The sequence below is a fragment of the Escherichia sp. HH26CH genome (assembly GCF_009820205.1).
Lineage (GTDB): Bacteria > Pseudomonadota > Gammaproteobacteria > Enterobacterales > Enterobacteriaceae > Escherichia > Escherichia coli_F.
Map to the genome: position 1 here is coordinate 189,046 of NZ_VNXM01000039.1, position 19,085 is coordinate 208,130.

General features: G+C 48.2%; 23 protein-coding genes and 1 tRNA gene. 3 read left to right on the forward strand and 21 right to left on the reverse strand.

What is annotated here, in order from left to right; genetic code table 11:
- Positions 1-416: 416 nt before the first annotated feature.
- Positions 417-704, reverse strand: a complete 288-nt coding sequence (locus tag FQ015_RS13715) for a PerC family transcriptional regulator (RefSeq protein WP_000617436.1) — start codon at positions 702-704, stop codon at positions 417-419.
- A gap of 375 nt (positions 705-1,079) precedes the next feature.
- On the opposite strand from FQ015_RS13715, the gene FQ015_RS13720 reads away from it, so the two are divergent.
- The 3 genes from FQ015_RS13720 (at position 1,080) to FQ015_RS13730 (ending at position 2,959) form a co-directional block, all read left to right on the forward strand.
- Positions 1,080-1,217 carry a hypothetical protein gene (locus FQ015_RS13720; protein ID WP_154670367.1) on the forward strand — a complete coding sequence of 46 codons (138 nt, stop codon included), beginning with the start codon at positions 1,080-1,082 and terminating at the stop codon, positions 1,215-1,217.
- A gap of 188 nt (positions 1,218-1,405) precedes the next feature.
- On the forward strand, positions 1,406-1,564 hold the full coding sequence (locus FQ015_RS13725) for a helix-turn-helix transcriptional regulator (protein WP_049066248.1): 159 nt from the start codon (positions 1,406-1,408) through the stop codon (positions 1,562-1,564).
- Positions 1,565-2,569: 1,005 nt separating this feature from the next.
- Complete coding sequence (locus FQ015_RS13730; protein WP_000560497.1) at positions 2,570-2,959, forward strand: hypothetical protein; 390 nt, start codon at positions 2,570-2,572, stop codon at positions 2,957-2,959.
- 18 nt (positions 2,960-2,977) lie between these two features.
- Here the strand turns inward: FQ015_RS13730 and FQ015_RS13735 are convergent, their stop codons facing one another.
- From FQ015_RS13735 to proA, 20 genes are all read right to left on the reverse strand, one after another.
- The gene (locus tag FQ015_RS13735) at positions 2,978-5,083 is read right to left on the reverse strand and encodes a hypothetical protein (RefSeq protein WP_001029853.1); all 2,106 of its coding nucleotides are present in this window, start codon (positions 5,081-5,083) and stop codon (positions 2,978-2,980) included.
- On the reverse strand, positions 5,083-6,504 hold the full coding sequence (locus FQ015_RS13740) for a phage DNA ejection protein (protein WP_000246954.1): 1,422 nt from the start codon (positions 6,502-6,504) through the stop codon (positions 5,083-5,085). Before FQ015_RS13740 ends, FQ015_RS13735 begins: the two co-directional genes overlap by 1 nt.
- Positions 6,504-7,181 (reverse strand): hypothetical protein, encoded by a 678-nt coding sequence (locus FQ015_RS13745; protein ID WP_000909175.1) that lies wholly within the window; start codon positions 7,179-7,181, stop codon positions 6,504-6,506. The genes FQ015_RS13740 and FQ015_RS13745 overlap by 1 nt, the downstream gene beginning before the upstream one ends.
- On the reverse strand, positions 7,175-7,636 hold the full coding sequence (locus tag FQ015_RS13750) for a DUF2824 family protein (protein WP_000420675.1): 462 nt from the start codon (positions 7,634-7,636) through the stop codon (positions 7,175-7,177). Before FQ015_RS13750 ends, FQ015_RS13745 begins: the two co-directional genes overlap by 7 nt.
- A gap of 16 nt (positions 7,637-7,652) precedes the next feature.
- Positions 7,653-7,814: a hypothetical protein gene (locus FQ015_RS23980; RefSeq protein WP_000301365.1), complete on the reverse strand. Its 162-nt coding sequence runs from the start codon at positions 7,812-7,814 to the stop codon at positions 7,653-7,655.
- 584 nt (positions 7,815-8,398) lie between these two features.
- On the reverse strand, positions 8,399-11,155 hold the full coding sequence (locus tag FQ015_RS13755; RefSeq protein ID WP_001244107.1) for a TOPRIM and DUF927 domain-containing protein: 2,757 nt from the start codon (positions 11,153-11,155) through the stop codon (positions 8,399-8,401).
- On the reverse strand, positions 11,142-11,513 hold the full coding sequence (locus tag FQ015_RS13760; RefSeq protein ID WP_001208877.1) for a hypothetical protein: 372 nt from the start codon (positions 11,511-11,513) through the stop codon (positions 11,142-11,144). The genes FQ015_RS13755 and FQ015_RS13760 overlap by 14 nt, the downstream gene beginning before the upstream one ends.
- Positions 11,506-11,847 (reverse strand): hypothetical protein, encoded by a 342-nt coding sequence (locus tag FQ015_RS13765; protein ID WP_000628966.1) that lies wholly within the window; start codon positions 11,845-11,847, stop codon positions 11,506-11,508. The genes FQ015_RS13760 and FQ015_RS13765 overlap by 8 nt, the downstream gene beginning before the upstream one ends.
- 10 nt (positions 11,848-11,857) lie before the next feature.
- On the reverse strand, positions 11,858-12,460 hold the full coding sequence (locus FQ015_RS13770; protein ID WP_001058743.1) for a hypothetical protein: 603 nt from the start codon (positions 12,458-12,460) through the stop codon (positions 11,858-11,860).
- The gene (locus FQ015_RS13775) at positions 12,453-12,674 is read right to left on the reverse strand and encodes a hypothetical protein (protein ID WP_000181940.1); all 222 of its coding nucleotides are present in this window, start codon (positions 12,672-12,674) and stop codon (positions 12,453-12,455) included. The genes FQ015_RS13770 and FQ015_RS13775 overlap by 8 nt, the downstream gene beginning before the upstream one ends.
- A complete protein-coding gene (locus tag FQ015_RS13780; RefSeq protein ID WP_160524177.1) occupies positions 12,671-12,934 on the reverse strand; it encodes a nicotinic acetylcholine receptor subunit beta in 264 nt (87 codons plus the stop codon). Before FQ015_RS13780 ends, FQ015_RS13775 begins: the two co-directional genes overlap by 4 nt.
- Positions 12,931-13,125, reverse strand: a complete 195-nt coding sequence (locus tag FQ015_RS13785; RefSeq protein WP_001065661.1) for a hypothetical protein — start codon at positions 13,123-13,125, stop codon at positions 12,931-12,933. Before FQ015_RS13785 ends, FQ015_RS13780 begins: the two co-directional genes overlap by 4 nt.
- On the reverse strand, positions 13,118-14,185 hold the full coding sequence (locus FQ015_RS24720) for an ash family protein (protein WP_025670700.1): 1,068 nt from the start codon (positions 14,183-14,185) through the stop codon (positions 13,118-13,120). Before FQ015_RS24720 ends, FQ015_RS13785 begins: the two co-directional genes overlap by 8 nt.
- Positions 14,179-14,361, reverse strand: coding sequence for a DUF4222 domain-containing protein (locus FQ015_RS13795; RefSeq protein ID WP_000476152.1), 183 nt, complete (start codon positions 14,359-14,361; stop codon positions 14,179-14,181). Before FQ015_RS13795 ends, FQ015_RS24720 begins: the two co-directional genes overlap by 7 nt.
- Entirely contained in the window at positions 14,354-15,187 is an 834-nt protein-coding gene (locus FQ015_RS13800; RefSeq protein ID WP_001019378.1) for an antA/AntB antirepressor family protein, read from the reverse strand. Before FQ015_RS13800 ends, FQ015_RS13795 begins: the two co-directional genes overlap by 8 nt.
- A gap of 12 nt (positions 15,188-15,199) precedes the next feature.
- Positions 15,200-15,631, reverse strand: a complete 432-nt coding sequence (locus tag FQ015_RS13805; RefSeq protein ID WP_000412531.1) for a hypothetical protein — start codon at positions 15,629-15,631, stop codon at positions 15,200-15,202.
- A complete protein-coding gene (locus FQ015_RS13810) occupies positions 15,631-15,834 on the reverse strand; it encodes a helix-turn-helix transcriptional regulator (RefSeq protein WP_000035054.1) in 204 nt (67 codons plus the stop codon). Before FQ015_RS13810 ends, FQ015_RS13805 begins: the two co-directional genes overlap by 1 nt.
- A gap of 427 nt (positions 15,835-16,261) precedes the next feature.
- Positions 16,262-17,476, reverse strand: a complete 1,215-nt coding sequence (locus FQ015_RS13815) for a tyrosine-type recombinase/integrase (protein ID WP_000772643.1) — start codon at positions 17,474-17,476, stop codon at positions 16,262-16,264.
- A 165-nt stretch (positions 17,477-17,641) separates the two neighbouring features.
- Positions 17,642-17,717 (reverse strand) — tRNA-Thr (locus tag FQ015_RS13820).
- Positions 17,718-17,831: 114 nt separating this feature from the next.
- A complete protein-coding gene (gene proA / locus FQ015_RS13825) occupies positions 17,832-19,085 on the reverse strand; it encodes a glutamate-5-semialdehyde dehydrogenase (RefSeq protein ID WP_160524178.1) in 1,254 nt (417 codons plus the stop codon).

Genomic DNA, 19,085 nt, shown 5'->3' on the forward strand with positions numbered 1-19,085 from the left:
AAGCAGCCATGTACAACTGGTAGTTGAACAGGCGGGTAGACCGTTCGTTCAGTAAATACCTGATATTTCCGCCAACGAGAAATTGCGTTGGCTGTCAGAGTGCAAATTTGCACGATGACCTAACCCATTGATTCTTTCGAAAACCTGCAATGCAGGAAATGGGGGAGGTAAGCCTAACCCATTGATTATTTCGCCCCCACCCATTGGGGGATGTCGGGAAAGTAAGCCTAAACCATGAGTAGACCTACGAAATTTTCGTAACCCCCTACGAAATTTTCGCAGTTTAATTACTCGCCAGATTAATCGCTAACCCGCTGATATTTTCGGAAACCTCAATTTGAGGAAGCCGGATAACACCATTTTTATAGCTCCGATCCCTTCAAAGTGAGGGGTAATTTGCCAAAACAGAGAGAGCATTACTGTCTCTGGCAATCTTTATCGCGATAACGCCTGAAGTACCCTCTCGCTTCCTCATCCATACCAAGAGCCGAATGAGTTCGCTTAACTGCCTGTCTTAAATCTCCGAATCTGTCTGTAGTTGCTGGTTGGCGTGCCGCCTTACGGATACATTCAGAGCGTCTGTTTGCTGCATGTTCACGTTCTTTATCGCCATCTGCCAGCATCATGATTTCTGCCCATCGTGCGGCAGCTCTCCGGTATAGCCCTTTTGACTCCAGATCTTCAGCTTTCCTGTCCCTTATCATTTCTGCCTCTCAGACTATATAGATAAGCAAAAAGGTGTTGGTTCAGTTGGTTCAGTTGGTTCAATTTGTAAAGAGTATTGTTTTTAAAAGAATTATTCGCAAAAAGTGAACCAACACACCCCATTTTTGAACCAACAAAAAGAGGCCGTGAACCAACACGCTGTTTAAAAACCGCTAATTATGAGGGACATCCACCAGCACAGGGCTTGTCTAGTGCTGGTTAGGTGCTGCTCACCGCGCACGGAGCGGCGCTGGTTTGCTCCAGCGATATGCGGGGCTGGTCATCATTTCGCGGTACCGCCTGGCTATTACAGGGCCCTCTGCCAGCTGGCGCCTTAATTCCCGCAGTTCTGCCGGGCTGAGCTGGTGGCCGTCATGCTCCAGCTTGGCAATGGTCAGCAGCTCGATTTCTCGTGGTGTCATGGATCCCCCTCTGATGGTGATCGGCATTATATTGCCAGCCAGGGTGATTCTTCACTGGCCGGAGCCGTTGTGCGTGAAGTCTATGCGTGAACTCCATATGCTATGTGTTAAGTTACAGCTCAAAATGTCCTGTTCCGGTGGTAACTTTTTTGGTAAACAGCGTTTTGGTGGATACCAACATGGATACCTCGCTTTTGGATACCGCCAAAGCCAGATTGTCACTATGCTTAATCTAAAGCAGAGGAGCCTCTATGCGCCTTATCAAATTAAGCGAAGTTATGCTCAGAACGGGCTTCAAGAAAACGGCAATCTACTCATGGGTTAAGACGGGCACGTTTCCACAGCCAGTTAAAATTGGTAGATCAGCTAGATGGTCGCTTGAGGAGGTTGAAGCTTGGATCCAGAACAAACTTGATTCGCGGGCTGGCAACCAATGATTAGCTTTAATATCGAGTGGTGGATAGTCCATGGACAAGCTGATGGGCGCACTCGACGAAAACGATGCGCCAGGCGGACTGTGTCGCTCATAAACCGGGAGTTGGCCAGAGGACTTAGTTGTCCTTTGCAATTCTGCAGGTTCGCACGTGAAAGTAGCCAAAACCCTGCGAACCTGAGTGCAAACCTGCAACTGCGAACCACTGAGGTGGCCTCTCATAGCTGGTGGTCATACTGGATATTAATCAGGCCTGCCACAACCATAACAATCCATAACAGGCGCATCGCACTAACAATTACTAATAGGTCCGCTCGCAACACTAATTTTGACTAAGCCTGAACGCAATGCTCAGAAAGAACGAAGAATGGAATGAATCGTACCATCATGTTGCTCCATGATTTTTACGTTCAAGACAGTTGCTTAATCTCGCCTCGCAATTCAGCCCCCTTGCCGCGATCTTGCCGTTATCGAGAAGTCTTTCTCCTTACGGTTAATGCTATCGGTCTTCATATTACCAGCAGCATACGCCATCCGATTATTTCGATGCTACGCGCGCGTACTTGTCGCAAAATACCAGGCAAAGGCCAGATTCAGAACGTCGTGATAACCACCAGCACAACATGAGAGGTCATGTAACGCGATTTATCACACCAGATACATGGGATTGGTGTACCCGCATAAAACATCGTCATAGCGCGTCCTGTGCGCATATACGCCGATAATCAACACATCACCACCACTCTGTCTCATGTAGAGAACAGTTTTATGGTATCCCTCCGCCATCGTGTGCATACTGGTCGGACGTAGTTGCAAAATTTTTTGCAACTGATACCCCTCGCGCGCGTACTTGTCTCGAAATTGGTGTTTTGCTGTGGCAGTGATATCAGAAAAATCTTCCTGTTTCACATAAAGCGGATATGCGCGTACTGTAACGGCCCCATCAACGGGGATCGGATTTGAAATCCCGACCCAAGCTATGTACCAAATGCCATGTCTTGGATATATGATGATTGCCATTCTAAACAACGCTAAAGGGAGGGTTGGTGTGAATGCTCAGGCTGTCATCATGGTTTTCCTTGGTCTGATTGTCGCAAAACTATATCCAGATTGGTGGAAAGGGGCATTAGCAACTGTCGCCATCTATTTGCTTTTATCCGTCGTTAAGCGATCATTCGCTAAGACCGTAAATCAAGCAAAACATTTCTCATTTAAGAATTTAATAAACTATATTACTGGGCTTATTTTTTGCCTTTCAATTTTGATCGCTTCAGCTTTTTTGCCCGTATCAATAGCTAATTTTTTTGGCGCACCATATGAGGTAGGTTATCTATTCTCTGTTTTTTGTCTTGTTCTTGCCCTTCTTTACCTGTGGATGAGAGCAAAGAACAAAAATTAGCCATCCGTGGCTAACCAGTTATTGAGCTTCTTTTTGTGATGCCTGTGCGACTCTGGTGAGCGATTGTGTGACCGTACTGATCGCTCTGTCATATGCTGTGCTACCTTTTGGCGTATTTGCCAGACGTAACAAGGCATTTCGTATAACAGGGCTTTCGTATGCCTTCGCTGCTCCGCCTACGGCACCAGCAGCAGGAACAACAAACGCAGCCGTTTTTAGCATCCCCGCCAATACTGCTGCGTTTATGATGCCACCACCAACTAACAATCCATAAAGTTGCTGACCATTTAAGTTTTGAACGTTCGCTTTTGCCGCGTGTCTTGTATCGTTGAGGTATTTAATAACGCCGTCCAGTTCCTTTCCATGTACGCCTTTAAAGAAAGTTGCTGATTGCTTCCTGTTCCGGTGTAACGCATTAATAAACTTCTCAACACTGATATTTCCAGACGGATCAGTCGCCTTATCTACAGCATTCTGAACTATGGCTGCTCGTGCGTTTTGCCTACCATTGTCATCCAGAAGCCTGTAAAGCTGAGAACGTTCTGATGGGCTTTGGCTAAAAACGAGTTTTGTTACATCCTCAGGCGTGGACTTGCCGCTGGCTATTGCCTTTTGAACGCGTGTTCTTCCCATCATGTCATTGAATTTAGACCATGAGCGATCAACCCTTGCCATATTAATGGCTTCGTCTGCTCCAAGATTTTTGGCTACGGCTTTTTTCATATCCGCCGTATATGCCTTGTAGATAATATCGCTGGCTTTCTGTAGCGTATCTTTATCAACAGTGTCAGATGACGCTATAAATCGCTTTCGAAGATCGGTTCTGTTTTCCCTCGCCAGACGCAGGTCATTTGGTCCGCTGGTGATATCGTCTTTAAATTGCTGCAAGACTTTTACCGCGGCTCTATCCTGAGATTTGCCAGGGCGGCTTAACACGGCAATCTGATTGTCGATAGTTTTTACCGTGTTTGAGAGATCGACAGGGGTATCCCCCATAGCGTCAATTATGCGGTTATATCGCTTTCCTGCTGCCTCAATGAATTTTTGTTGCCCTTTAGTCGCAGATTCATAAAGCTGTTTATCAGAAATGCTACCCAGACCATCGCTAAATGTTCTGACTAAATTTTCTCGTGCTTGTTGTTGATTCAGTCGATTCTTACCGGTTCCAAAAAAAGGAACTCTTTCGCCTAATGTCTGAGCCTGACTCTGCATAAAGGTTTTATCTTTCAGCATGTCACTGGTCATTAACGGCAGATTTCTTTCCGATGCAAAGTCGACAGCAGCCTTTGCTTCAGGAGACATATCACCACGAACAGCCCTCGAAACCGCACTCGCTGTATTTTCCAGCCCCTTACCAATACCACCAATGCCAGCAGAAATTACCGTTTGTAACGGATCAATATCTTCTCCACCAGCAAGGCTGGTGGCTCCCTGTAGTGCTAAATCTGTAGCTGCTGATTTTCCTATGGCACCAAGCACCGTTCCAGCCCTGCCCGCTGGTGTAAACGCCAACGCATTAGCAAGAAACGAAGTCAGGTCTTGCGGTGATAAACCCGGCTTGTTCAGGGCATAATCACCTGATGGAAGAGAAACGATAGTATTCCCCTTCTCATCCTGCCTTAATGTCGCCCCCATTCCCTGAAGAATCTTTTCCTGAGACGCGTCAGAGCCGAAAAGTTGAGACCATCCAGCCTTCAGGGCATCCATGCTTAGTGAGTTCAATTCTGGGGCAGAGGCGACATTTTGCAGTCTCTCCATCTCTGGAGTCATTCGGCTTTCGCCTGTTATAGCATCGCGCATCGCAGCCCCAAGACTGGCTCCCTGTTCTGCTGAACGCTCAAGCCCCTCTCTTTGCTGAGTAGCTAACTTTGCATACCCTGACGCAAGAGAATTATCAGATGATGTATGTTGAATATTTTGAGTTGCTGATTGGGATCTGTCTATTTCATTCGTTGATGGTAGTGGATAGGCAGCATAAAAAGCCTGCTTAGCCTGCTCTACACTTTCTCCGGCTTGTGGGGCCACGACTTCATTGAAGTATTGCTCCTGAGCCTGCACTTTTTGTTCTGGTGCTAACGCCTGATACTGTGGAGAGGCGATAACATCTTTCCATGCTTTAGCCATTAATCACCCCATAGTGAAGAAAAATTACTGCTGGCTGCTGGCTGTGATACCTGCTCAGATTGCGGCAATGTCTGCGACGAAGAAGAAGTTCCTCTGTCAACTGCTGAAATAACACGCAAAGCATCATAAGCTCGACCAGAAGCAGCTTTCAGCGAATTGAACTGGTTTTCCATCTTCCGGCGCTTGGTATCAATGGTTTTTGTGGAGTCGCCAGGCTGAGGGAAATACATTTGATAATATTTTGACATTTCAGCAGGTACGATTGCTGCCCCTGTTTCCTGACGGAGTATTGCCATTATTGCGTCATTAGCATTAACAACGTATTGCTGCTCTGTTGGGCTGAGCGTTAAGTTAGCCAGCGTCCCATTACCCAAAGCATTATTAATGATCGCCACTCGCTGTGGGCTAAGCTGGCCTTTCAGTGTATCCATTGAATCAAGAGCATCCCTAACTCTGTATGCAAATCCAGCAACTTTTTTAGCCCCTTCTGGCGACTTTTCCATGATCTTTTGAGCTGTTGGCAAAGCTATTGGACGAAACCCATCTCCAGATATTGGCTGGTTTAGTTTTCCCTGCTCTTCACTTCCGTCTGTGTAGTATTTTGTGACAGTGCCATCATCGTTTTCCCTAACACTCATTAATTTTTTGGCGTTTGTATTAATTCCAGCCGCTGCCGCAAATGCCGCTGCCCCCTCTGGATCCGCCTTTAACATTTGCGCGTACTGATTGTAATTCTGCATTGCGGCTGTTGGTGCATATGCTGACGTTAACGCATTTGCTCGGCTAATATCCTGCCCTCTCGCCTGAAGCGCCTCTCCAGCCTGATTGCTGCGGATTGTCTCTGCCAACTTGCCACGCTCAATATCCCGACCTTCCATTCGATCTTTGATATCGAAGTACTTCTCATGACCGAGAGAAAACAGTGCCATACTACCAGCAAGCCGCTGGAATTCCTGTGGATCATTAACATGCATTTCGGCAACAGACTCAGGAGAAATTCCCAAGCGACGCATTTCATCTTCGTTATCTGCTATGAATTTTCCAAATGCCCCAGTTCCGAGCGAAGATGCGATTTGAGCACTAGTCGCAAGATGACCAATAGAATTTCTCTGGTCGTCATCAATAAAGCCCATCCCTTTCTGAACGCTTTCAAATTCTTCTGGATACTCAGAAATAAGACTGCGCATTTTGTTTCTGTCTCCAGACTCAAAAGCCCCGGCATATGCTTTCTGAAACTCTGCTTTACGCTGTTGTTGACGTGCCTGCTGATTAATCTCAGCAACGCCTCTTAGCCCCTGTAGCGCCATTAAACCTACGTTTGGCTGCTGCTGATACTGCACAGGCTGAGGAACGGAAGAACGAGGAGCATTATCATTTTGCGGTGCCATGCCAGGCAGCCCGCCAAGTTGCCATGTCGCCATTAGAATCCAAGCCCCCCAACAAGACCAATAAGCCCACCACCAATAGCCCCGGCGACATTACCTATACCCGGAACAACGGAACCAAGTTGCGCACCCGCTAAAGCGCCTGATGCCGCCCCACCAATACCACGCGCAAGACTGGATGGCTGCTGCGCCTGACCTGCACGAATAGCGCCAAGCCCCTGCAAGAGTTGTCCGGTATTATTGGCGTAGTTTTGCCCTGCTGTTGCCTGCCCTGATGCCGCATTCATCCCGACATTTAGCAGGTTTCCATAATTTTGCATTTGCCCACTGAGCCAATTGTTATAAAGCATGGGCGCAATGGAAGATAACTGGTTACTGGTAGCTGTTGAGCCAAGCCCCCCGGTAGCTTCTGCTGAGACAAGGTTCTGATAACGGGCCTGATCTGCCTGTGTTTTATATAAACCAGAACCAAAGAAATCATTCGCGGCTTTATTCTGCCCTTCCAGAGTCATCAGTCCTTGTAGTTGTTGTAAAGCAGGCAATCCGACTTCTGCATACGGCTTGAGATTATTCATCACCGTATTCCACTGCTCGCGCTGCAAATCAATTGCCTGCTGCTGGGCTTTCGCCTGGGCTTTAGAGGCACCACCATCACCGCCTTTTTCGTATACGGCACGATTGAGATGTTTATGAGCTATATGGGTAATTAACATTCGCTGAGTTCCTTATATTGTTGCCGCGTTAACTGATAAAGCGTTACGCCGACTGGCTTACCACATCTGATATATGCATCGGCCAGGTGACCAACACGGGTAGCGCCAAGCAAACGGATAATTGACCGTCCGTATTTCGTTGTGTCAGGAACCATGGTGACGCTGTTAAGGAATGGTGAGTTTTCGAGAAGCCATTTGCAGAATAATCGATGACCTTGCAGTGCATATTCACCACGGAATCCGGGGTCGTACACCGCATGGCATTCAACAACGCTATGCCAGAAGTTACGCACTTCATGAACGCCGGCCAGCACTAATCCTTCGTAGATGCCGAGATATACCGCATCAGGCTTGATGTAGTACGTGTGCCCCGGCTCAACAATATTTTCGGTATTGCCAGGCTCGTTAAGAAAGGCCTGTAATCGCACAGGGTTATCAATAAATTTTAGTTCCATGCGATGCCATCCATTTTCACATACAGCCTGCCAGCGCCTTATCTATTAACCCTCGTGCAATTTCATGCAGAGTTGGCGCTACTCCAATTCCTGATTTTTTACGCTGCTCTTCCTGAATTTTCTTTATCGCTTCCATTTGCTTCTCACTTATCAATACCGGCTTTACTGAAACAGCCATAACGCCCCCTTAGAACTGTATAAAACAACAGTTATTATAGTTTCACAAATCGCAATATTCATCATCGTAATTGCAAAATATGAAACAAATAGCACAAAAAAATGCCACCGATCAGTAGCTGGTGGCATCGTTCTGTGTGTCAGGTTTTGACAGGTTTTTTATGGACTCTAAAAACTATATTTATGGTGTCGCATTACTCTTCACGGCAGGCGCTTTTCAGTTCTGCCCTTACTTCTGGCTCCATTGGTAATTTGATTCGCGATCAGCTATGCGGATGGTTTGCTGAACAGGCATAACAACTTCTCAGGGCCTGTTTTCTGAACTACGAAAATTTCGTAGTGCTCACTTTCAAAAACGTCACGCCCTTGTACACAGGATTTTACGAAAGTCTCGTAAAACACTCTCTGATGCCAGCCAGGTGTTGTGCGCATCAATTCAGTCACATTGTGTTGGTTCAAAATACCGTATTGTTGGTTCAGTGTTGGTTCAATAAAAAGAATAAAATCCTTATAAAACAATACTCTTTACAAATTGAACCAACTGAACCAACTGAACCAACACCTTTTCTACGCACATGAAGAAGCTCATTCTTCAGATGAGTTATAATCTCCCGGCTGGTAATTGAGTACATAAACGTTTATTTGTCGTCCCTGAATACGTGGTGATTTTCTTTGGTATCCACGACCGCTGTTTGGTGGGGTTAGCATCCCGGCTTTTTTCAACACTTCAGCAAACTGTTTTGCGTTGAAACCACATGCGATCTCCTTTTCAAATGTGGCCGGGAATGTGTAGAAAATCATTGGGCTTTCGTCATGTTCTCCACGCTGACGGTATCCGGCTAAATCTTTGATGGGCAAATCTGCCGGGCTGTATGGAAATGGTGCAAAACGGCTAAGCCCATAGGCATTAAGAAATGCCTCCGTTTGTTCAATAATCTGCTGATGTTCTTTGTTACCTGTGCCGAACTCGCGCAACCATGCGTTATAGCTGTGCTGTATCGCATCACGGCATATCTGAGCATCCCAGCCTGTTACAACCTCGCCTAACAGCAATGCGCCCTCCAGAATGGCAAATCGCGCGGCTACACGGTGAACCTGCTCACCATAATCGGATGGGATCAGACTTCTCCATCTGCTTTCGCAGTCACGAACAGTTTTAATTGCCTGTTGCTGGTGGTCTGCCAGCCATTTAATCCACTCACGCCCGGCTGCGCCATGGTGATGCTGGTAAGCGTCTTTCAGTGCGTCTGCGTGCTGTTTTCCGTTCTGATAATCGTGAAAGCGTACTGCTTTACTCAACGGAATATTCAGCAGTCGCACCAGTTGCCCGGCTTTAGTTTTTCGCCCGGAAGTAGCGATAAATGTTTCTAAATCCATTTCTCCGGTGCTGATTGCCACTGTACGCCAGCGTTTTAGATCCCGGTTTCCACCGTCTTTAGCGCCTTGCAGTTTCCCTACACCGTTAAATAACGCATAGGCAGACTGTGAAACGCTGACAGGATCAGCGCCCTGACCAACTTCATCAAGCGGCATTAATCCATCATTGTGGGCGGCGGCCTCATTTGCCAGCCCCAGCGCGGTTCCGTACCACGTCAGCCGCAGTAAATCAGGGTTGCCGTATAAGCTGCTCGCCACGTTTGCCGTGGTGGTCTTACCTGCGCTCGACTGCTCATAGAAATGAATGCCGAACCCGTCAGCGCCCACCAGCCCAATCAATGGCGCTGCCAGTGCTGCGCCGATCCCGGTCATCATTGAATAGTTACCAAAGGCCAGACGCGCCACGTTATCACGCCAGCTTTTCGCGCTCCCTGAGACGGTATATCCGGCTGCGGCTGAGCTTCTCCCGCTGAACAGCACAGGATTTTCAGGTGTTCCGATGATTTCCCCATCAGGCATGATGTACGCTCCGCATTGCCAGCCAGTGGCATGAGCAACACGCCACAATTCACGAGAGCCACTGCGTTGTAGCCAGTCTGCCAGTATTGCTCTGAGGCTGCTTTTGGTCGTGACATTTACCCCACCAGCTTTAAGTGTGCGCCATCCTTCACGTTCACCAATATCAGCCAGTGGAATGGCAGCGGTTGTCGGCGTTTCAGAACCAAACGACAGCCAGCGCAGAATGAGATACTGGTCTTTATCGTCTCTGCCAGTACCGATAACGCTTAACGGAGAACATAACCAGCTTTCGTTATTGATGATTTCTCCACTCTGGCTGTCAGCTCTCGGAGATACCCAATAAATACCATCCTCGCGGCTTTCTATTCTTGGTTTCAGTGGGTCGGTATCCATAACCTTAAAATCGCTTCCTTCAATGGTCTGTGGCTCCTGTTTCACGCCATTACCCTGTGGTTGGTACATTGATTTATTGAACGCTTCTGTGGCGCATTTAATGCCGTGTTTTTGGTGGTAATCATTCCAGTCTGCTTTGTGATCTGTCGGGGGTAATGCCACCCATCCAGAAACAGATAAAGCTGCTTTTTCTGCTGCTATTCTCCCCGTGTTTTGTCTTCCTTCGCTGTGGTCGTTATCCGCAGCAATGATGATTTGTGCTGAAGGAAATTTATCCCGCAGTACCTGGGCGACATATAACAGGTTCCCGGCATCAATCGCCGCCACTGTCAGCGCCTCTGGACGAATTAAATGGGCAGATAATGCCGTTGCCAGCCCTTCTGCGATTAAGATGCTCTGTGTTGTTTCTGGTGCGTTTATGGCGTGATATGCCCCCCGCTTTGCTGAACCTGTCAGGAGTCTTTTTTCACCATGTGAGGTAATTGTCTGTGCTGCTGTGACTGCGCCGGATTTATCCACCAGCGCCAGCAACAGAGATCCATCGGGCAACACGGGGAATGTAAAATCACCTACCCCTTTCGCAACCAGATAATCAGATTTGCCGTTTACAGCCTTTCTGCGCATGTCATCAAACTGACGGGAAAACGTATCCCGTCTTTGTTGTTCGTCCTTCTCTGCCCTTTTCAGGCGCTCCTGTTCGCGTCGCTGGCGCTCGGTTTCCAGTTGTTCCCGTTTCTGGCTGGTGGCTTCTGGTGTTTCCGTTGTCCGGTAATCAATACCCAGAACATCAGCGGCAAGAAGCGCCGCCTCTGTTGTGTCGCAGTTATTTACGCGTTTAATTAAATCCAGCCCATCACCAGCGCCGCACTGATTACAGATGAAGCTACCGCGCCCGTTGTCATCGAACCGGAATCGATCTTTGCCCCCACATGCAGGGCAGGGAGCATGACGGCGCGGAGAGTCAGGGACATTTATGTTCAGGCAGCCCAGCACATGAGGCCAGTTGTTTTCAGACGCACTGATAACCTGACGGATAAGATCAATGTTTCGCATCACCGTACCCCACGTGGTCTATAGCGTTTGCGATATGGCTAACCAGCATCTGCCACTTGGTTATTCCGTAATCAGTCAGCATGCCATCATTGTTTAGCCACATATCAAATTCAGCGGTTGTCGCAAGTTTCCACTTATCGCCGTGGGCAGTCCTCATTGCTGGGTACATGAATGCGCAAATCAGATCACAAACATCTGACGGCTTCAGAGATGTAGTAATGGTGCGTCCCTCTGGCGTCTGAATTGCCATTTTCTCTTCACCAGTAGAATGAAGGTTATGAATCCACACAGCACCAGCAATCTTTGCCACCTGCTCTCCGATTGCGGAGCTAAGCGCCATTTCTGCATTTTCACGCATGAGAACCTCCCGCTACAGTTGCGCCCATGTCATTAACCATGCTTTGCCATATCTCACGCCCGACGTCAGTCAATCCGTCCTTAGTGACGCAACGATCAAGAAGCTCGATCCCCACGGTTTCCCACTGCGGGTAGAACACTTTCATGGCTGCTAGTGTGTAGCTATCGATCAGGCTGCGAACGCCTTTTACTCCATTGACGATTTCCACACGGACGGCCTCGCCGTCCGCATCAACCATGAAATAGTCCCCGCCGCTGGTGGAGGTAATGTGGTTATACAGTGCCGACGCATACTTATTTGCCAGCGCATTCAGTCGGAAATTTTTAGTAATCATGGTTCCATCCTCAGTGCGTCACTGGTTCCGCTGGCATGCCGTTTTCATTCAGTTCAGCTATAAAGCTGTTGTGAAGTTCAGCAAGCGTTTCACGACCAAATGGAGTCAGTGCTCCTTGTTCCACATCCATCATGGCTCTGTAGAAAATGATGGCGCGTTCTGTGCCAGACTCGATGCCAAAACGTTCTATCATCGCGCCCTCAATGTTGTTTGCCATAGCGAGGCGCTCTGCTACTGGATACAGCGGCATGGCGACGATGCCGTTGGAATAAACAGCCACTTCGGAAGGATTGCCAGTATCATCAATGATGCTGACAGTGCCGTTTTCCTCTCTCATTTCCAGCATGAATACTGTTGCGATCAGCCATCTCCACATAATGACGTTATGCTGTGATGTGTAATCGAAATATCCCTGGTTGCCGCCATCGGCTATAGCGAGATGTATTGACATACCTTCATCTGGTTTATCGTCATAATCCCCGGCATCCAGACGATTTACGGCATCAATATATGAGACGGCCTCAACGCGTTCTGTCATTCCATCGTTGCTGCGGTACATGATGTTTACGCCGTCAGGCGTTGCTTCTGCATGGAAAGTTAAGAAATTATTCATGTTTCGCCTCGCCTGAATGATTCTGTAACTCATATTTGCCCAACAATTCGTCTGCTTCCTGAATAGCTTCTGGTACGCCATTGAGCAGTGACATAACCGCGCCAATCATTAACTTGTCTCTGTTGCTGGGGCTGGCCCCTTCAAGCCAGAACCCTAAAACAGTCTGAACCTGTTCGATGCGACATTGTGCTTCAATGAGCTGGATGTTGGTCATTTCGCACTCTCCGCATCGATTAAACTGATATCTATCAGAGAGGTAACTTTTTGTAGCCAGCTAGTGATTACTGCCGCCTGTTCCCCTCCCACCGATGGAAGAATCTCATTCATCACATGAACCAGACCTGTGCGCGCTCTGGTAAGCCGTTCAGTCGTGCGATCTGCAAGAGTGAATGTGTCTGGATATGGCTCTTCACGGCTCAGCAATGATTCAATTTCCAGCTCACACGGATGACGATAAATTAAGTTGATATTCATTTTTCACCCCCAAGAATTACCAGCTCTGCACGAGCATCGTTAACCAAAGATGAGCACGCTTTAATCGCATCCACGACATCAGCAGCGTCCATTTCTTCAGCCGAAAGACTGACAGCAACCAGGACAGCCGCTGCTTGCTCGATTAATTGAAGTGCGGACGTAAGTCGAGGGGCATTAATTGAGTTATTCATTGGTTGCCCCCGTTTTTCCTGGCATTTCGCCACCTTCCAGCAGGAAATGAACGTCACGAACGGCGAGATCCAATATCGCGAGTAACGCCTTCAGTTTTTCGTCTCGTGAGGGAGAGTTGCTCACCAGAATGTCATTAATCACTTCTGTCAGTGTGATGATCTGGCTTGTGCGTTCGAGGGGATCCATATGCACATCGTAGGTTTTAATCATGTGCCACCTCCATGCGGATACGACCAGCAAAAAAGCAGACGTGATCGCGCACCAGAGAACGGCGAGCATCGCGTTCAGACTCGGCAGCAATATGATGAATTTTGGCGGTAATTGTCGGGCAATCGCGGCGAACTGCGGCGATAATCCAGATAAATTGCGGTTTTTGGGTAGGGGTAGTAGCCAGCATGTGGCAGCCTCCTTGTACTGGGAATTCTTCCCACCACCGGAGCTGCGAAACTCGCTGGTGGTGGACTGAACAGAGTTCGCAGTACCGGCGTACAAGGAAACCGGCCAGCCTTTCGGCTGCCCTGTCCAGCCCACCATAATTTTGCAAGCGACGCGGATTATAACCGCATCACTGAAAAAAGTGTGAGTCTGGCTAACGGCACAAAAAAAGACGCTCGGCGCGTCATGTGTCGCCTCGTACATTTCCGGGCTGCGAAACCCGGCACCCGTTTTATGAGGTGCCTTATAACCATAAACCGTGTTGCCGCATAACGGCAAGCTCTTTTTTATGGACTCCGAAAACTCACTATTGGAAGCACCAGATGCACAATACATCGCGCTCATTTCGTTAACGTCGCGCGTGTGGACGAAGGTTTTTGTGGAGTCACTACGCGAGCAGAGAAAGCCATCTACGACCAGAAATTCTCTGGCACAGCTGCTGACCTTCTCAACGCTAACACCATCGACCGTGATTTCTGACATAGTTAAGGCATCCGCTCCTACCACCAGCAAATGATAAACTTTGCTTGTATCTGCTGTATTAATGCCTGATTTTGCCGTCATATTGCTGGATTTTGGCGACATGCCAGCCAGTGAAAATATCTTCTTCTGAGCGGTTAGCATTTGTTAACCTCCGCGAACTCCTTCATGAAACGTGCCAGCGGTTGTACGCATGGCGATTGATACCCGTCGCGATAAAACGTCACTTGGTTGTGAGACACGCTTTCGACAGTAACGAGTGCTCCGTGGGCATCTTTGTAGCGTTTTTGAGGTTGTGATGTTCCTGTCGGCTTAAACATGGACCGCCTCCAGACGCTTAGCGAGCCAGCGTTGCGACAGGCGGGTGAGTTCTCCTTTGCGCTGCTCATATTCCATGCCCATATCAATTAACGTGATATTGGTGCTTTCGAGATATGAGAGGTGCTCAAGCTGTTCTGCGTTCATATGGTCGCGAGGTTCGCCAGAATAGCCATTTATCCGCGCCCACTGCTTAGCAGTTAGCCCACCAAGAACGATACGAGAAATCATATTGCTCTCGTTTGTGTAGTGGTGTTGCTGCGTCGTTTTCCCCTGCTCGGCACGGGCCATATTCAGCGCATCGCACATTGGCTTAAAGTTGTTTGCGGCACTGATACGGGCTTTTAGCTGGCGACGATAGCGGGCGGCGATTTCAGGAACGCTACGCTGTAATTCTTCCTCGCACTGGATGAAATAACGGCGGATAGCGCGACCCTGATCATTGCGTTCGATCATTGCCAGTTCTTTCGCCATTCCGACACTTAACAGATAGTCTTTGCCGGGTCTGCCAGACTGCTTAATCTTGCTGTAAGCCGCGCCATTCGGGCTTTTCCCCAAATTTGGGGAAATAGTTTTATGGACTGAGTAATCGTGCCCAATGGTGAAGTCATATTCAGAGATGCGATCAGTGATCCATGTAGAGAAGTCTTTTCCCACGCCCAACGCTTTGTGTAACGCTTTTGCGCTAACAATATTGGTTTCACGCCCACCGATATGACCAGGAATAACCGGGACAATTGCGGCAAATTCATTACCGTTAATTGTGCTCAGAGAGGCGTTCAGATGAGGGGCGGCCTCAGAAATTAATCTGCTTTTTTCGATGTTCATTTTCAGTCTCCGTTAAGCGGCGTTAAACGCGTCCGGGTAGAGTTTCAGAATGTCGGCAATTTCCTGCTGAGAAAGTCCGTTGTGATCATTTATGTTCGCAAGATGGTTAATATGAGTGATCACTTTCAGAACATCACCACGGCAGGAGAAACGGTAGCGAAGGTGTGTTCCGATACCATCAGGATTCTTTTCGTCGATACGCTCCAGAGTGATTCCAAGCTGGCGTTCTAACTCTGTTGCATAGTTACGACCAGAAGACAGACGGCAGTAGCGAAGAATGTCGTTTTCTGTCCATCCCTCTATACCAGTACGCAGCATATAGACTCGGGCACGATGCTTTTTCGGTGTGCGCTTTGGTGCTTGAAGGGATTTTGTAAGGGGCGTAATATCAGATACGCGAATATCTGAATTAGCCGCCTGTAATGGGCGGTTTTTCTTTTCCATCAGGCCACCTCGTCTCTAGATTCTAATATACACTTCTCAATCCATTCATCTATTTCAGACTCAACAAAAGCAATAGCCCGACTTCCAATTTTTACCTGTTTAGGGAATCTCCCCTGACTAATAAGACGATAAATCCATGCTTTGCTATAACCAGTTCGCCTTTGAACTTCAGAGAGACGAATTAATGAATTGTAATTAGCCATTTATTAATATCCTGTACTAATGACGCAATAACCCCCTCCTGCAACGAATGGCGAGAGTTTTATTTGCGTCAAATGTCGAATACGCCAAAGACCACAATATGAAAAACATATTGCGGTCTTTTATAAAAGATAGTCAGATTGTTTTGGTTTGTTTGCTCCACAAGGGTAGAGCTACCCTGCATTTCGGCAGGATCACGCTATTAGGCGTGACATCCAGTAGTTTTAAAGAACAATTGCGCTTTGTCAGCGCCAAAGCCTGTTAAAGAACATTCCGCTTTTCAGCAGCGTAGAAGGCTCAATACACCTTCGTTTATAAAAGAGCGATTGCCCTTCTCCAGGGCTAACTGTTAAATAGCAATCCTCTGTGAGTTTTTATCAATCTACTCCCCTATACTTTAGTAAACCTCTGTACACTTGTCCAGTTGTTTCATGCGTGTTTTTCAAACACCATATGCACCACATTTCCGCCATGCTCGAGAGAATCCATATAGTCGGCATACCATTGAAGCATCTCCCGCCTTCCATCCAGATATTGCGCATGGTTGTATGTGCCACGAATTGAGTTCTTATCAACGTGAGCGAGCTGTGTTTCTATCCACGCAGTGTTATAGCCCTGCTCATGCAAAATCGTACTCATAGTGTGCCGGAACCCATGACCAGTTACACGTCCAGCGTAGCCAATGCGCTTAAACACTTGGTTTATGCTGGCCTCACTCATTGTTTTCCTTGGATCATTGCGCCCGGGAAACATAAGAGGGTAATTGCCTGTTATTTCTCTAATCTTCCCAATAAGCGAAAGAGCCTGCTCAGACAATGGCACAATATGAGGCCGCCGCATTTTCATACGTGAAGCGGGTATCTCCCAGATAGCCTTGTTGAAATCAATTTCATCCCATAATGCGCCACGTAGTTCGCCAGTTCGCAAGCCGGTGATAATCAGTAGACGAGCCGCCATAACAACCAATGCGCTTCCTGAGTAACTGGACAATGCCTTGAAAAAATCAGGTAATTCTTTGGCTGTAAGGAAAGGGTAATGATTAGATTCATGGCCTTGCATCGCGCTAGTAAGGTCTGGTGCAGGGTTATACTCTGCGCGACCAGTGACTATTGCATAGCGGAAAACTTCCCCGCACCGCTGCCTCACTTTTTTGGCTTTTTCTGTAGCACCTCGCCCCTCGATGCGCCGCAGCACATTCAGAAGTTCAAGTGGTTTGATTTCGGCGATTGGTTTTTTGCCAATGTAAGGGAACACATCTTTGTTGAAGGCTTCGAGGATGTCTGAAGCATAACCAGCAGACCATTTTTTTAATTTGCTGCTGTGCCACTCAAGGGCAATATCTTTGAAGGTGTTGTTTAACTGCGTTTCCCGGGCAATCTTTTCCTCTCGTTTCGCTTCCATCGGATCGATACCACCAGCGATACCTCTTTTCGCATCTTCACGTTTTGCCCGAGCATCGGCTAGAGTAACCTCAGGATACACACCTAGTGCCAATAGCTTCTCTTTACCAGCTACACGATATTTAAGTCGCCAGTATTTACCTCCATTAGGTTTTACCAAGAGATACAAACCGCCACCATCGGCCAGCTTGTAAGCCTTCTCTTTTGGCTTGGCTGTGTCTATTTGACGGGCATTGAGTTTCACTTGGGGGTACCTCCACTAAACCGAACAGCAAATACCCCCATAAGTACCCCCATCTGGCCGTAGATTTTGAGGGACTTTAGTAGACGTCAAAAGACGAACGGGGCTTTAATACGCGGATTATAAGGGGTTTTGAAAGACTTTAGTAGACTTGGGGAGATGTTTGAATGGTGCCGATAATAGGAGTCGAACCTACGACCTTCGCATTACGAATGCGCTGCTCTACCAACTGAGCTATATCGGCCCTGAAAGGACATGTTCACGAACGTGAATCACGGTGGACAAGGTTAAAACTAACCGGGCGATGCGTCAATGGCCTTGTGAATCAAATGGCTACTTTTGCATCACCCGGTTTTATTTATGCACGAATGGTGTAATCACCAATGCCGATCCACTTGTAGGTGGTCAGAGCTTCCAGCCCCATTGGGCCGCGCGCGTGGAGTTTTTGTGTGCTTACCGCAACTTCCGCCCCCAGACCAAACTGGCCGCCGTCGGTAAAACGCGTAGAGGCGTTAACGTAAACAGCGGAGGAATCCACTTCGTTGACAAAACGCTGGGCATTGCGCATATCGCGGGTCAGGATCGCATCGGAATGTTGCGTGCCGTGTTCACGAATATGGGCGATGGCATCGTCAAGATCGCTGACGATTTTGACGTTCAAGTCTAATGACAGGAACTCATCGTCATACTCTTCGGCTTTAACAGCCACCACCTTCGCGGGGCCTGCCTGCAACTGCGCCAGCGCAGTTGCGTCAGCGTGTAATGTCACGCCGCTTTCCGCCATTTGCTTGCTTAATGCGGGCAGGAAGCTATCTGCGATGTTTTTATTTACCAGCAACGTTTCTACCGTATTACACGTGCTCGGGCGCTGAGTTTTCGCGTTGACAATCACTTTCAATGCTTCAGCGATCTCTGCACTTTCATCAACGTAAATATGGCATACGCCTATACCACCTGTGATTACCGGAATCGTCGACTGCTCGCGGCACAGTTTATGCAACCCAGCCCCGCCGCGTGGGATCAGCATGTCGATGTATTTATCCATACGCAGCAGTTCACTGACCAGCGCACGGTCAGGATTATCAATCGCCTGCACGGCACCCGCCGGTAAACCGCAGGATTTCAGGGCGTCCTGAATCACCGCCACCGTTGCCGCGTTAGTGCGACACGTTTCTTTGCCGCCGCGCAGGATCACCGCGTTACCTGTTTTCAGGCACAGCGAAGCGACATCTACCGTCACGTTCGGGCGCGCTTCATAAATCACGCCAATTACCCCCAGCGGTACGCGACGACGCTCCAGACGCAGGCCGCTGTCCAGCACCCCGCCATCAATTACCTGCCCCACTGGATCGGCGAGGTTACATACCTGGCGCACATCATCGGCAATGCTTTTCAGCCGTGCGGGCGTCAGTGCCAGGCGGTCAAGCATCGCTTCGCTAAGGCCATTGGCACGCGCGTCAGCAACATCCTGGGCGTTAGCATTGAGGATGCTTTCGCTTTGTGCTTCCAGTTCATCGGCGATTTTTTCCAGCACGCGATTTTTTTCGCGGCTGGAGAGTTGCGCTAATTTATACGAGGCTTGCTTCGCGGCAATGCCCATTTTTTCCAGCAT